This is a genomic window from Actinomyces denticolens, assembly GCF_002072185.1.
In the GTDB taxonomy this organism is placed as follows: domain Bacteria; phylum Actinomycetota; class Actinomycetes; order Actinomycetales; family Actinomycetaceae; genus Actinomyces; species Actinomyces denticolens.
In genome coordinates, this window is record NZ_MVIW01000008.1 from 67358 (window position 1) to 81210 (window position 13853).

General features: G+C 71.3%; 12 protein-coding genes. 10 read left to right on the forward strand and 2 right to left on the reverse strand.

All coding sequences use genetic code 11. From position 1 onward, the window contains the following. The first annotated feature begins 2 nt into the window (after window positions 1–2). The 3 genes from B1H55_RS03700 (at window position 3) to B1H55_RS03710 (ending at window position 5688) form a co-directional block, all read left to right on the forward strand. The gene (locus B1H55_RS03700; protein WP_157750285.1) at window positions 3–668 is read left to right on the forward strand and encodes a PH domain-containing protein; all 666 of its coding nucleotides are present in this window, start codon (window positions 3–5) and stop codon (window positions 666–668) included. 154 nt (window positions 669–822) lie between these two features. Continuing rightward, window positions 823–2745, forward strand: a complete 1923-nt coding sequence (typA, locus tag B1H55_RS03705; protein ID WP_073453763.1) for a translational GTPase TypA — start codon at window positions 823–825, stop codon at window positions 2743–2745. A gap of 39 nt (window positions 2746–2784) precedes the next feature. Continuing rightward, window positions 2785–5688, forward strand: coding sequence for a VanW family protein (locus B1H55_RS03710; RefSeq protein ID WP_096519507.1), 2904 nt, complete (start codon window positions 2785–2787; stop codon window positions 5686–5688). Window positions 5689–5697: 9 nt separating this feature from the next. Here B1H55_RS03710 and B1H55_RS12155 read toward each other — a convergent pair whose 3' ends face one another. Then, on the reverse strand, window positions 5698–5925 hold the full coding sequence (locus tag B1H55_RS12155; protein WP_143221355.1) for a hypothetical protein: 228 nt from the start codon (window positions 5923–5925) through the stop codon (window positions 5698–5700). A 367-nt stretch (window positions 5926–6292) separates the two neighbouring features. Between B1H55_RS12155 and fdxA the strand changes: the two genes are divergently transcribed. The 3 genes from fdxA to B1H55_RS03730 all read left to right on the forward strand — a co-directional run bounded on the left by fdxA (window position 6293) and on the right by B1H55_RS03730 (window position 9577). Beyond that, on the forward strand, window positions 6293–6646 hold the full coding sequence (gene fdxA, locus B1H55_RS03720; RefSeq protein ID WP_073453768.1) for a ferredoxin: 354 nt from the start codon (window positions 6293–6295) through the stop codon (window positions 6644–6646). Between the two features lie 139 nt (window positions 6647–6785). Next, the gene (dapC, locus tag B1H55_RS03725; RefSeq protein ID WP_077240183.1) at window positions 6786–8003 is read left to right on the forward strand and encodes a succinyldiaminopimelate transaminase; all 1218 of its coding nucleotides are present in this window, start codon (window positions 6786–6788) and stop codon (window positions 8001–8003) included. Between the two features lie 155 nt (window positions 8004–8158). After that, complete coding sequence (locus tag B1H55_RS03730; protein ID WP_073453773.1) at window positions 8159–9577, forward strand: citrate synthase; 1419 nt, start codon at window positions 8159–8161, stop codon at window positions 9575–9577. A gap of 44 nt (window positions 9578–9621) precedes the next feature. Here B1H55_RS03730 and dapD read toward each other — a convergent pair whose 3' ends face one another. Next, complete coding sequence (dapD, locus tag B1H55_RS03735; protein WP_073453778.1) at window positions 9622–10602, reverse strand: 2,3,4,5-tetrahydropyridine-2,6-dicarboxylate N-succinyltransferase; 981 nt, start codon at window positions 10600–10602, stop codon at window positions 9622–9624. 85 nt (window positions 10603–10687) lie between these two features. Here dapD and B1H55_RS03740 point away from each other — a divergent pair, with 85 nt between their 5' ends. The 4 genes from B1H55_RS03740 to B1H55_RS12650 all read left to right on the forward strand — a co-directional run. After that, window positions 10688–11362 (forward strand): histidine phosphatase family protein, encoded by a 675-nt coding sequence (locus tag B1H55_RS03740; protein ID WP_073453780.1) that lies wholly within the window; start codon window positions 10688–10690, stop codon window positions 11360–11362. Next, on the forward strand, window positions 11359–12555 hold the full coding sequence (locus B1H55_RS12780; protein ID WP_231952620.1) for a hypothetical protein: 1197 nt from the start codon (window positions 11359–11361) through the stop codon (window positions 12553–12555). The genes B1H55_RS03740 and B1H55_RS12780 overlap by 4 nt, the downstream gene beginning before the upstream one ends. A 282-nt stretch (window positions 12556–12837) precedes the next feature. After that, a complete protein-coding gene (locus B1H55_RS12160) occupies window positions 12838–13563 on the forward strand; it encodes a DUF6318 family protein (protein ID WP_143221356.1) in 726 nt (241 codons plus the stop codon). A gap of 8 nt (window positions 13564–13571) precedes the next feature. Next, window positions 13572–13853: hypothetical protein (locus B1H55_RS12650; protein WP_205635511.1), on the forward strand; the 282-nt coding region annotated here is incomplete at its 3' end.

The window sequence follows — 13853 nt, forward strand, 5'->3', positions numbered from 1 at the left end:
GCATGCTCGCGCTTCCCACGGTCATCGTCCGCTCCCGATTCGGCCGTCCCCTCACCATCCTCGTGGCAGGGACCGGGGCCGCGCTCGCGGTCACGATCGGCATCAACGACGGCGCCCGGCACTTCCTCATCGCCCTGGCCTGCGCCCTCGCCGCGACGGCCGCGGCCCACGCCCTGTGGTGGCAGCCCGAACTGCGCCTCGATGAGCGCGGTCTGACCGTGCGCAACCTCCTGGTCACCCATCGCGTCGGCTGGGGCGCCTACCAGCGCTGCGGCGGCCGCTGGGGCCTGGAGCTCATCACTGACGACGGCGCCCGCGTCCCCGTCTCCGCGGCGCCCCGTCAGGGCGGGCTCTCCATCGGCATCAGCCGCCGGATCGAGCGCTCGCGCACCGCCGTCGGGGAGGACCCGGGGGCGGGAGGGCTCGAGGGGCTCCTCCCCGGCGCCGGGGATCGCGGCCTGGATGGCGCTCATGGCCGCGGCCGCCCCATCGTGATGGCCCTCACCGCCGAGCGCGCCGCCGACCTCATCGACACCTACCGCGCGCGGCTTGACAGCGCGGCGCCGTCCTCGCGCGAGCGCGGCGCACAACGCAACCCGGGGGCGATCGCTGTGATATCGATCGCTGCGATCGCCGTCGTCGTGGCTGGGACCCTGGTCCTGGTGTAGGGCCGTGAGCGGTAGCACAGGAACGGTGTCACCCTCGCCATGGCGCGCCGGGCGGGCGCGCGACTAGCCTTGGCCCGCTGTGCGCCTCGCGCGCGGTGTCGGCCCGGCACCGCGTCCTCCCCGGGCGCTCCCCAGACGGAAGAAGAGCCCACATATGACCGTGCGCCAGGACCTGCGCAACGTCGCCATCGTCGCCCACGTCGACCATGGCAAGACCACCCTTGTCGACGGGATGCTCTGGGAGGCGGGCGCGTTCGGCGCCCGGGCCACGCAGGAGAACACCGCCGAGCGGGTCATGGACTCCGGGGAGCTCGAGCGCGAGAAGGGCATCACGATTCTCGCCAAGAACACGGCCGTCCACTACGCCGGGCCGGCCGCCGTCGACGCGGGCCACCCCGAGGGCATCACCATCAACGTCATCGACACCCCCGGCCACGCCGACTTCGGCGGCGAGGTGGAGCGCGGGCTGTCGATGGTCGACGGCGTCGTCCTCCTCGTGGACGCCTCCGAGGGCCCCCTGCCGCAGACCCGATTCGTGCTGCGCAAGGCGCTCGCCGCGAATCTGCCGGTCATCCTCGTGGTCAACAAGGTGGACCGCCCCGACTCCCGCCTCGACGAGGTCGTCTCCGAGTCCACCGACCTGCTGCTCTCGCTGGCGAGCGACCTCGCAGACGAGCATCCGGACATCGACCTCGACGCCGTCCTCGACGTCCCCGTCATCTACGCCTCTGCCAAGGCCCGCCGCGCCGACACCGTCCAGCCGGCCGACGGCGAGCTGCCCGCCAATGGGGATCTCGAGCCCCTCTTCCGAACCATCATCGAGCGGATCCCGGGCCCCTCCTACGACGAGAGCGCCCCGCTCCAGGCTCATGTCACCAACCTGGACGCCTCCCCGTTCCTGGGCCGTCTGGCGCTCCTGCGCATCCACAACGGCACGATCCGCAAGGGCCAGAACGTGGCCTGGGCCCGCCACGACGGCACCCTGGCCAGCGCCCGCGTCTCCGAGCTCCTGGTCACCGAGGGCCTGGACCGCAAGCCCGCCGAGGAGGCCCATGCCGGCGACATCGTCGCGATCGCCGGCATCGAGGACATCACCATCGGCGAGTCCCTCGTCGACCCCGATGACCCCCGCCCGCTGCCCCTCATCACCGTCGACGACCCCGCCATCTCCATGACCATCGGGATCAACACCTCCCCGATGGCCGGGCGCACCAAGGGCGCGAAGGTCACGGCCCGCCAGGTCAAGGACCGCCTCGACCGCGAGCTCATCGGCAACGTCTCCCTGCGTGTCCTGCCGACCTCCCGCCCCGACGCCTGGGAGGTCCAGGGGCGCGGCGAACTCGCCCTGGCCATCCTCGTCGAGCAGATGCGCCGCGAGGGCTTCGAGCTCACCGTCGGCAAGCCCCAGGTCGTCACCCGCATGATCGATGGCAAGCGCCACGAGCCCGTCGAGCGCATGACGATCGACGTCCCCGAGGAGCACCTGGGCGCCGTCACCCAGCTCATGGCCGCCCGCAAGGGCCGCATGGAGACGATGACCAACCACGGCACCGGCTGGATCCGCATGGAGTTCCTCGTGCCCGCGCGCGGTCTCATCGGCTTCCGCAGCCAGTTCCTCACCGACACCCGCGGCACGGGCATCGCCTCCTCCATCGCGGAGGGCTACGAGCCCTGGGCCGGCACGATCGTCTCGCGCACCACGGGCTCCCTCGTCTCGGACCGCGCGGGAGCCGTCACCGCATACGCCCTCATCCGCCTCCAGGACCGCGGCACCTTCTTCGTGGAGCCCACCCAGGAGACCTACGAGGGGCAGGTCGTGGGGGAGAACCCTCGCAATGAGGACATGGATGTCAATGTCGTGCGCGAGAAGCAGCAGACCAACATGCGCTCCTCCACCGCCGACTCCTTCGAGGGGCTCGTGCCGCCCCGCAGGCTCACCCTCGAGGAGGCCCTCGAGTTCGCCGCCGACGACGAGTGCGTGGAGGTCACTCCCGAGGCCGTGCGCATCCGCAAGGTGATTCTTGATTCCCAGGAGCGGTTCAAGGAGGCGGCTCGCCGCCGTCGTTCCCAGTCCTGATGACCGCCCTTCCCTGGAGGTTCCCCAATGAATGATGCTGTGACCAGCCCTGACGAGGCCACTGCTGCGCTGGAGGCCCTGCACGCCGCCACCCCCGACCACGCTGCGGAGGAGGCCGAGGCGGCGCTCGCCGGCGATGCCCCCGCCGAGGCCGCGCCCGAGGAGGATGAGGCGCGCGACTCCGACGGCGCCGACGGGATCGAGGCCGGGTCCGACGGGTCCGACCGGGCCGCCGACGACGACCACGGGGCCGGGGGCCCGGTCCCCGATTCCGTGCTGCCGGCCGACGCCGCCATCGCGGCGAGTGCCCTGGCGATCGCCACTGCGGCCGACCGGATCGGCGTCGCCCTGCCCGAGGCCGTCGTCCCCGGCGAGCCGGTGGAGGGAACCGGGACCGCGGCCGACGGCGCCGAGCGCGCCGACGACGAGGGAACGCCCTCGGACGCGCCCACCGAGGACGGCGGTGCCGAGGCAGGTGAGGCCGAGGCAGGGGAGGCCGAGGACGTGGTTGCCGGGAGCGCCGAGCCCACCGACCCGGCCGGAGTCTCCGACGCCGCTGTCGCTGCCGCCGCCCTGGGCGTCGTCGCCGCGGCCACGCGCGCCGTTCTCCCGCCGGCCAGTGCCGATACCCCGGAGGATGCGGCAGACGGTCCCGAGGCGGGCGCCGAGGACGGGTCCCCGGCTGCCGCCGCGTCCGCCGACCCCGAGGCGGCCGGCGCCGGGGACGCGGAGGAGCCGACCGAGAGCGCCGCCGACGGCGCCTCCGATGCCCCGGGCGATGCCGTTGCGGCGGCCACCGGCGCGGCGACGGCTGCGCGACCGAGCCTCACCCTGCCCGAGACCGCCACCCCGGAGATCGCCACCGAGGAGGTTGATGCCGGGGCCGACGCCGATGCCGAGGCGGGAGCCGCTGATCGTTCCGGTGAGGACGCCGGCCGTCCCGCTGCCCTCCTCGCCCTGGCCAGGGGGTCGGTCCGCAACCCCCGGCACCTCATGATCGCCGCTGCGGCCCTCATCGCCGTGGCATGGCTCGGCTCGGCGATCTGGACCACCCAGGCCCTCGCCGACGGCTCGACCGTCGGCGGGGTGAGCGTCGGGGGGATGAGCCCGTCGGAGGCGAGGAGCGCCGTCGAGCAGTCCTTCGCCGAGAGCCTGGCCCAGCCGGTCACGGTCACCGCCGGCGACAAGTCCGCCCAGATCACGCCCGCCGACTCCGGTGTGAGCGTGGACGCCGGTTCCAGCGTCGGCCGCCTGACGGGCTTCACCCTCAACCCGCTCACCATCATCGACCGCCTCGGCGGGGACTCGGTGCCCGCCGCCACCTCGGTGGACTCGGCCGCCCTCACCCGCAGCCTCAACAGCCACCTGGGCGAGCTCTCGTCGGGCACCGTCAACGCCGAGATCTCCCTGCAGGGCACCAAGCCCGTGGTCTCGCCGAGCCGCTCCGGCGCCGGCGTCGACGTCGAGGCCTCGGTCAACGGGCTGTCCTCCGACTGGCCGCTGGGGTCCCCCACCATCGCCCTCGTCGAGGGGACCACGAGCCCCGCCGTCACCGATGAGCAGGCCCAGTCCTACGCCGACACCGTCATCGCCCCCGTCCTGTCCGCACCCGTGACGGTCACCGCGGATGGGGCGACGACGGCCGCTCCCGCCTCCGGCGCCCTCACCCTGAGCCCCCAGCAGCTCGCCCCCATGCTGCGCATCAGCTCCGAGACGGGCGAGCTGTCCACCACCCTCGACCCCGACGCGCTGCGCCAGGCGGTCGTGGCGGCGATGGGCCCCCAGATCGAGAGGGCCGCCGTCGAGTCCGGGTGGACCATCGAGGGCCGCGCCGACGCCACGCCGCAGTACGTAGCGCCCGTCGACGGCCTGGCCATCGACACCACCGCTCTGTCCACCGGGATCATCACCACCGGCAGCGCCCAGGCGGGGGCCTCCCAGCGCGCCGTCGTCCTGCCCATGACCGCCTCCGCGCCGTCCTCCACCACCGCCGAGGAGGACTGGGGGATCAAGGAGATCGTCGGCGAGTACACCACCCCCTACTACGAGGACGCCGCCCGCACCCAGAACCTCGTCGCGGGCGCCGCCGCGCTCAACGGCGAGATCGTCATGCCGGGGGCCACCTTCTCCACGAACGACTCCCTGGAGCCCGTGGACGCCGAGCACGGCTTCACCTTCTCCGGTGTCATCCTCGACGGGGTCCACACCGAGGCCTTCGGGGGCGGTCTCTCCCAGATCGGCACCACCGTGTTCAATGCCGGCTACGAGGCCGGGATGGACGACGTCGAGCATCACCCGCACTCCTACTGGTTCGAGCGCTACCCGGCGGGTCGCGAGGCCACCCTGTGGTCGCCGGAGAAGGACGTCAAGTTCGCCAACTCAACCCCCTACCCCGCGCTCATCCAGGCCTGGGTGGTGGACGGCGAGGTGCACGTGCGCCTGTGGTCGACGCATTACTACGACGTCTCGATCGTCTCCGGTGAGAAGGAGGGCTACACCCCCATCGGCACCGTCAACCGCTCCGGCCCCCGCTGCGAGCCCTACGGCGGGGGGGAGGGCGGCTTCTCCATCACGGTGACCCGCAGCCGCACGGCGCCGGACGGCACCGTCGCCGAGGATGCTCTCCACACCACCTATGAACCCGACAACGCCGTGACCTGCTCCGGCGGTGGTGCCCCGGCCCAGCCGTCGAGCGCGCAGGCCGGGCAACCCCGGAGCTCCGGAGGCTCCTCCCAGACGAGCGCCCAGGGCCAGCAGGCGCCGTCCGGCGGGTCATCGCCCGACTCCGCCGCCGCCGACCCGGTGCCCCCTGCCGAGGCGGCCCCCGCGGAGCCTCAGGCGCAGGCAGCGCCCCCCGCCGCTGAACCCGCGCCCAAGTCGGCGGAGGACTCCGCCGATATCGCCATCGACGCCGCCCCGCCCCAGTTGGGCCCGAAGGACTAGCCCGAAGGACTAGATGGATCGCACCCGCGAGGCGCAGCGCGATGGCGACGAGCCCGAGCCCCTGGAATCGCCGCGCCGAGGAGGGCGATGGGGGACGGTGATCATGCTGCTCTTGAGGATCCGATTGGTGAAGGTGAGTGTGACCCGCCCTGATCCCGGGTCAACCGCTCCGTACTCCCTGGACAGGAAGCAGTCGTCGTCGTTGTTCGACAGGACGACGAGCTTCCCCTGACTCACCAACACGTCCGATTCTGAGCAACCATCCCGACAGCGATGTCAATATGTTGCCGACCAGCGACAATAGGCTCTCAAGGTATGTGATGCAGACAACCATGGAGGTCGTATGCGGCCTGATGGACGGCAGATCTGCGTGATTCCGGGCTTCGTCGTGCGGCTTCCGGGCGTGTTGAGGGGCGCCCGGCGGTCGGCCCGGCGGCAGCGCCGTCGGATGGAGGCGACCGAATGCGGTGCTGGATGCCCGTGCGGGCGTGCTCGCCACCACCATGCGGTCGTCTTGGGGATTCGGTCCGGGCGGGACAATACTTGCCCTTGATCGGACGCCGCCGACGGGCGGCGCCGGGCCCTAGTCGAGAGGAACTCCGCCATGACCTACGTCATCGCCCAGCCGTGCGTGGATGTCAAGGACCGTGCCTGCGTCGACGAGTGTCCGGTGGACTGCATCTACGAGGGCGAGCGGAGCCTGTACATCAACGCCGACGAGTGCGTGGACTGCGGCGCCTGCGAACCCGTATGCCCCACGGAGGCGATCTTCTACGAGGACGACGTCCCCGAGGAGTGGGCGGACTACACCCGTGCCAACATCGACTTCTTCGAGCTGCGCGGCCTGGGCTCGCCCGGCGGAGCGCAGAAGACCGGCGCGCAGGACTACGACGACCCGATGATCGCCGCCCTGCCCCCGCAGAACGAGGAGTACCGCGCCGAGCACGGCCTCGACTGAGACGAGCGCGCCCACGGGCGCCCGTGCCGCGCCGCGCGGCCATCGTCGACTTCGTACTTCTGGTGACGAGCTCGGCGGGCAGGGGCACGGGTTCGTCACCAGAAGTACGAACTCGCCAAGGGTGGAGGACAATACCGGGGTGAACGCCTCCACGGACCGGCCCCGCGCCCTGCCCCGCCCGCTCGCCCTCCCGGACTTCCCCTGGGACACGCTCGCCCCCTACCGGGCCCGAGCGGCCGAGCACCCGGGCGGCGTCGTCGATCTCGCCGTCGGCACCCCCGTGGACGACACCCCCACCATCGCCCGCCAAGCACTGGCGGCGGCATCGAACGCCCCCGGCTACCCGGCCGCCGTCGGCACCCCCGCGCTGCGCGGGGCCATCATCGACTGGGCCGCCCGCCGCCGCGGCGTCACCGGACTGACCGACGCCCACGTCATCCCCACGATCGGCTCCAAGGAGTCCGTCGCGCTCCTGCCCCTCCAGCTCGGCGCGCGCCCCGGCGACCTCGTGCTCCACCCCCGCGCCGCCTACCCCACCTACGACGTCGGCGCCCGCATCGCGGGGGCCGCGCCCATCCCCGTCGACACCGACGCCGATCCCGCCACCTGGGATCTCCCCGACGGCGCGGGTACCCCCGAGCGCCCCATCGCCATGATCTGGCTCAACAGCCCCGGCAACCCCGACGGCCATGTGCTCGACGCCGCCCAGCTCGCTCGGATCGTCGCCTGGGCGCGCGAGCGCGGCGCCGTCGTCGCCTCCGACGAGTGCTACGCCGAGCTCGGTTGGGAGGCCCCCTGGGACACCGAGCTCATCCCCAGCCTTCTCGATCCCCGCTCCACGGGCGGGGACATGAGCGGGCTGCTCGCCCTCTACTCCCTGTCCAAGCAGTCCAACCTCGCCGGCTACCGCGCCGCCCTGCTCGCCGGGGATCCTGTGCTCGTGGGCGCCGTCACCGAGATCCGCAAGCACACCGGGATGCTCCCGCCCGCCCCGATCCAGGCCGCCATGACCGCCGCCCTCGCCGACGACGAGCATGTCATCGCCCAGCGCGAGGTCTATCGCGCCCGTCGCGAGGCGCTCCTCGAGGCGACGGCGGCCGCCGGCCTCGTGAGCGACCCCGCATCCGTGGCGGGCCTCTACCTGTGGCTCGGCCTGCCCGAGGGCGCGACCCCCCGAGGCGCCTACGAGCTCGTCGGCGCCTTCGCCGAGCTGGGGATCGTCGTCGCCCCCGGCGACTTCTACGGGGAGGCGGGAGCCGGGCGGGTCCGCATGAGCCTGACCGACACCGACGAACGCGTGGCGGCCGCCTGCGAGCGCCTGCACTCGCCCCACGCGGCCGCGCTCTTCCGCGCCTGAGCGGCAGCCGGGCGGAGGTGCTGCGGAACTCCGCGCCCTGAGAGGTGACGCGGAGGTGACGGCGCGATCGCTACAGTGAGGCGGACCCTGGGGCCCCAGACCCACCGGCTCGAGGCGACCGCCCGTGCGGAGCGCCGGACAGTGAGGAGACCGATATGACCGACACCAGCCCCACCACGAGCGCGCCCGCCGAGCCGCGGTCCCTCAACGACAGCGACGCTGTCGGCATCCTCACCGTCGAGGACCGCCGCCTGGAGCTCCCTCGCGCCTACGCCACCGAGGGCTCCGACGGGCTGGGGGTGGGCAGGCTCCTGGCCTCCACCGGCATGGTCACCCTCGACCCGGGATTCACGAACACGGCCTCGTGCACCTCCGGGATCACTTACATCGACGGCGACGCCGGCATCCTGCGCTACTGCGGCTACCCCATCGAGGAGCTCGCCAAGTCCTCCTCCTTCCTGGAGGTCGCCTTCCTCCTCATCAACGGCGAGCTCCCCGACGCCGAGACCTTCGAGCGCTTCGAGCGGCGCATCGCCCGCCACCGCCTCCTCCACGAGGACTTCCGCAGCTTCTTCACGGCGTTCCCCTCCTCCGGGCACCCCATGGCGATCCTCCAGGCGGGCATCTCCGGCCTGGCCACTTACTACGAGGACACCCTCAACCCGCACGACCCCTACGAGCGGGAGCTCGCCACCGTCCTGCTGCTGAGCAAGATGCCGACGATGATCAGCTACATCGCCCGGCGGGCCATCGGCCTGCCCCTGGTCTACCCGGACCCCAAGTGCGGATACGTGGAGGACTTCCTGCGCCTGACCTTCGGGATGCCCTACCAGTCCTACGAGATCGACCCCGCGATCGTGAGGGCCCTGGACATGCTCCTCATCCTCCACGCCGACCACGAGCAGAACTGCTCGACCTCCACGGTGCGGCTCGTCGGCTCGGCGGACGCCAACATGTACGCCTCCGTGGCCGCGGGCGTGGGCGCCCTGTCCGGCCCGCTGCACGGCGGCGCGAACGAGGCCGTCCTGCGGATGCTCGACACGATCCAGGCCTCCGGCATGACCACCGCCGAGTTCGTCAGCAAGGTGAAGAACAAGGAGGACGGCGCGCGGCTCATGGGCTTCGGCCACCGGGTCTACAAGAACTACGACCCGCGCGCCGCCATCGTCAAGGCAACCGCCCATGACGTGCTCACCCGCCTGGGCAGCGACTCCGGGGACCGGATGCTCCAGATCGCCATGGAGCTGGAGGAGACGGCGCTGCACGATGAGTACTTCATCTCCCGGCGCCTCTACCCGAATGTGGACTTCTACACGGGCCTCATCTACCAGGCGATGGGCTTCCCCACGAAGATGTTCACCCCGCTGTTCGCCCTGGGGCGCCTGCCCGGGTGGATCGCCCAGTACCGCGAGATGATCTCCGATCCCGCCAAGCGCATCGGCCGCCCCCGCCAGGTCTACACCGGCGCCACCGAGCGGCACTACGTGGCCATTCACCGCCGCAAGCACTCCGACGCCGTCTACCCCGCCACCCGCACCGGCGAGCGCGCGCTCGACCGCGTCAACAAGGTGTGAGGCGGGGCGGCTCCCGCTCCCCGGCGCGGGACGCGGCCCCTCGCTCAGCCGCGGCGCGCCGCAGCGCCGAACTCGATGCTCTTGCCACCGCGGGGGAGGGCCTCGACGGCGCCGGACTGCGAGTTGCGCCGGAACAGGACATTCGAGGCGCCCGCGAGCTCACGGGCCGCCACCACGCGCGGCTCCCGGAACAGGCCGTGCCCGCCGGGGACGACGCCGCCGGACGGCATCACCGACACCCTGGTGCCGGCGGTGATGTACAGGCCGGCCTCCACCACGCAGTCGTCGCCCAGGGGGATGCCCAAACCCGAGTTGGCGCCCAGCAGGCAGCGCTCGCCGATGCTCACGCGCCTCAGCCCGCCGTCGGAGAGCATCCCCATCGTGGAGGCGCCGCCGCCGATATCGGAGCCGTCGCCGATGAGCACGCCCTGCGAGACGCGCCCCTCCACCATGGAGCGGCCCAGGGTGCCCGCGTTGTAATTGACGAAGCCCGATGCCAGGACCGACGTGCCCTCGGACAGGTACGCGCCCAGGCGCACGCGGGCGCCGTCGGCGATCCTCACGCCCGTGGGCACCACGTAGTCGGCCATCTGCGGGAACTTGTCCACGGAATGAACGTGGACCGGGCGGCCCAGGGCCCGGCGCAAGCGCATGCGGGTCGCCTCGAAGCCCTCCGCGGCACAGGGGCCCGCCGCCGTCCACACCACGTTGGGCAGGCGGGAGAAGATACCGTCCAGGTTCACCGTGTTCGGCTCGGCCAGGCGGTGGGAGAGCACATGGAGGCGCAGGTAGGAGCCGGCGACGGTCCGTGGGGCGTCATCGAGATCCGCCCAGGTGCGCACCACCGTGGTGTGGACGCCGCGCGCCTCATCCTTGGTCTCCATCGCGGAGAGCGTGGCGAGCAGATCGGAGTGCCCGTCGGCCGGCTCCTCACCGAGGACCGGCCGCGGGTACCAGACGTCGAGGGTGGAGCCGTCGTCGGTGACGGTGGCCAGGCCGAGGCCCCAGGCGCTTCGCGTTGTCATGGCCCTACCCTACGGGAGGCGCCCCGACACGGCCCGACTCTCCCGGTATCCGGGCCGGGCGCGCCCGGGTGGCACAATCGCATCCATGGAGCGCACCACGATCCACCTCATGCGCCACGGCGAGGTCCACAACCCCGAGGCCGTCCTCTACGGGCGCATGCCCGGCTACCACCTCTCCGAACTCGGCCGGCGCATGGCGGAGCGCGTCGCGGAGGTCCTGCGCTCCACCGACCACGACATCGCCGCCGTCATCACCTCCCCCCTGGAGCGCGCCGTCGAGACCGGTGCCCCCACCGCGCGGGCCTACGGGCTGGAGGCGACGACGGACGAGCGCCTCATCGAGGCCGGCAACCACTTCGAGGGGGTCGCCGTCAACCGCAACCGCTGGGTGCTGGCGCACCCGCGTCACTGGCCCTACTACGTCAACCCCCTGCGCCCCTCCTGGGGCGAGCCCTACACCGAGCTCGTGACTCGCATGAGCGGGGCCATCCGCGCTGCGATCCCCGTCGTGCGCGGACGCGAAGCGCTGCTCGTCTCCCACCAACTGCCCGTGTGGGCCACGCGGCTCTGGCTGGAGGGCCGTCCCCTGGCGCATGACCCCCGGCGCCGCCAGTGCGCGCTCGCCTCGCTGACGTCCCTCACCTTCGACGGCGGGACGCTCGTGGGCGTGGACTACTCCGAGCCCGCGGGCGAGCTCCTGCATGTGGCCGAGGACATGGTTCCCGGGACCTCCGCCGCCGGCGAGAAGGGAGCAGCGTGACCTCGCAGAAGACGCAGAAGGGGAAGACGGGCGAGCCGACGGCGGGCGAGCCGGAGGAGGGCGGGCCTGAGGGCGATGCCGAGGCTCGTCCCACTGAGGCCGTCGACGGCGCCGAGGCCGCTGAGAGCGCTGTCGGCCCGGAGGACCCCGGGGGCGACGGCGCCGCTGTCCGCGGGGGGTCCGCTGATGATGCGACGAGCGTGGAGGACGCGGGGGGCTCTGGTGATCCCGAGGGGGCCCCGCCGTCGTTCCGACCTGTGAGCGCCGGGAGTCCTGTCACCCCCGCCGGCCCTGAAAGCCCACGGAGCCCGGGCAGTCCCGACAGCGCGCAGGGGGCGCCCGATTCGACCGACGCGTCGGCGGGCGGGCAGAGGAGGGGACTCATCCGCCGGGCGCCGAAGAATGACGAGGTCGTCACCATCAAGGTCCGCGAGATCTTCGACGTCGTCGACGCACGCGAGGCCCAGGCCGCCGCGGAGCGCCTCGCGGCGGAGAAAGCGGCCGCTCAGCCGAACTGGACCGGGCAGGACTTCGTGTGGTGGAACACCGCCGCCGTCCTCACCGCCGCTCGCGCCGGGCGCCGACCCAACCCCGTCTCGCCGATCATCGACCCCGTGCGCAGCTCCTTCGGGTCGGGGGAGTGCATGCTGGCCAGCTGCGATGCCGAACTGCTCATGTGGCGGCGCGGCGACGCCACCTACAACCCGTCCAGGGGGTTCTTCCTCGCGGGCGGACCTGTCGGCCTGGCACTGACCGCCGCATTCTTCAGCGGGCAGGCCGTGGTCAACAAGAAAAGGCGCCGTGCCGCCGCTGCGGACGCCGTCGAGAAATGGCGCCACCTGGCCAATGCCCGCGTGACTGTGTCCACGCACGGCATCTACATCGGAACGGGCGAGGGCATCATGCCGGTGGGCTACCACGAGGTGCAGGAGGTGGCCTCCACCGGTCCGGGCGAGATCGTCATGGCGGCGAGCAATGCCAAGGGCACCGCGCGCTGGAAGCTGCGCGGCCAATGGGCCGAGCTCATCCTCGTCCTGTGGTCGGTGCTGTACATGCCCGAGCACCCGCAGGTGGTGGGCCGCACCTGGTTGCCTCAGGGCTGGCTGGATCACGCGGCGGCGAGCGGCTACCCCGTCGACACCTCCACCTGGCCCCGCTTCACTCCGGCCCCTCCCATTCTCCCCCTCCCCTGAATCCCCTCTCTCGCCGAGACCGGTCGAAAACGTCATCGAGACCGGTTGAAGTGGTGGTCGAGACCGGTTCCTTGTCCACAGGGTGGGGTTGGTGGGGGTCGTGTTGGCTGGTTTGTCCACAGATTGGTGGTGGGGTCTGGTGCTGGGGGAAGGTTGGTTCCAGGGTTGGGGTTCGACGGCGATGCCGCCGTCGTCTGGGGCCGACCTGGGGCCTCGAGCTGTTGTCCCCCTGGTCCGTGTCCGCCCATCCGCCCCCCTCTTTCTTGGAAGGCCCCAGATCCCATGGCTCCCGTGTCCTGCCGCTCTCCGATCCACGCCGCCGTAGTGCTCCGGCGGCGCCGCTTTCGTCTTGACGTCGACGGCCGCCATTCCGCCGTTCTTGTACTGATGGTCTGCTGCGCCCTGGGCTCGGGGCTGTTGGCGGCCTGCGCCAACGACGCTCCTGCGCCTGAGGTCAGCGGAACCCTGCCCACGCGCTTCTTCTCCACCCCCGAGGCCAGCAGTACCGCGACACCCACCACCAGCGCCGGCGCACCGGTCTCGCTCGGCCCCGAACTGGCAGCCCAGAGAGCCACCGCCCTGGCCATGCCCAAACCGGTCAAACCGTCAGAGGCGAGCGAGAACACCGAGCAAGGCGCCGTCAACGCCGCCGTGCACTTCATCGCCCTGTACCGCTACGCCTTCATCACCGGTGACACCGCCGACCTGGCCGCCATGAGCGAGGACAGATGCACATTTTGCGCCTCCGCGATCAATGCGGTGACCGACCTTCATTCCAAAGGCGGATGGGCAAACTTCTGGAAACTAGAACTCACAGATATTCAGTATATCTCTCAAGGCAGCGGCAAAGAATATTGCGGAGTTAGAGCCGTCATGACAAGCAACGAATCAACATCTGTAAAAGAAAGCGGAGAAATCGTGGTCGAGCCAGCAGAAGAAAAAACTATCCTCCTGGCATTGCGGTACTACGATAATTCCTGGCACGTCGGGGAGGTGGCCACAGAATGATCATGAAAATGACAACCCTTCTCGCGCTCACGCATCTGTTCTCAACTTCCGTTCCTCCGATTGTCTTGGCATCCGATAATGATAACACTGGTACCGTAAGGCAGATGGACAGTTACGGATCCGAGAATACCATTATTACCCAATCATTGATGGCGGAGGAGACCACAGTCCGGGGTGGTTCTTCGTCGTCGGGTGGTGGGGGCGGGTCGCAGGTGGTGGTCTCCGCCGGGCAGCCCCGGGCCATGGCCATGGAAGGAGACTTCATCTGCGATGGGCAGGACGCCCAGGGC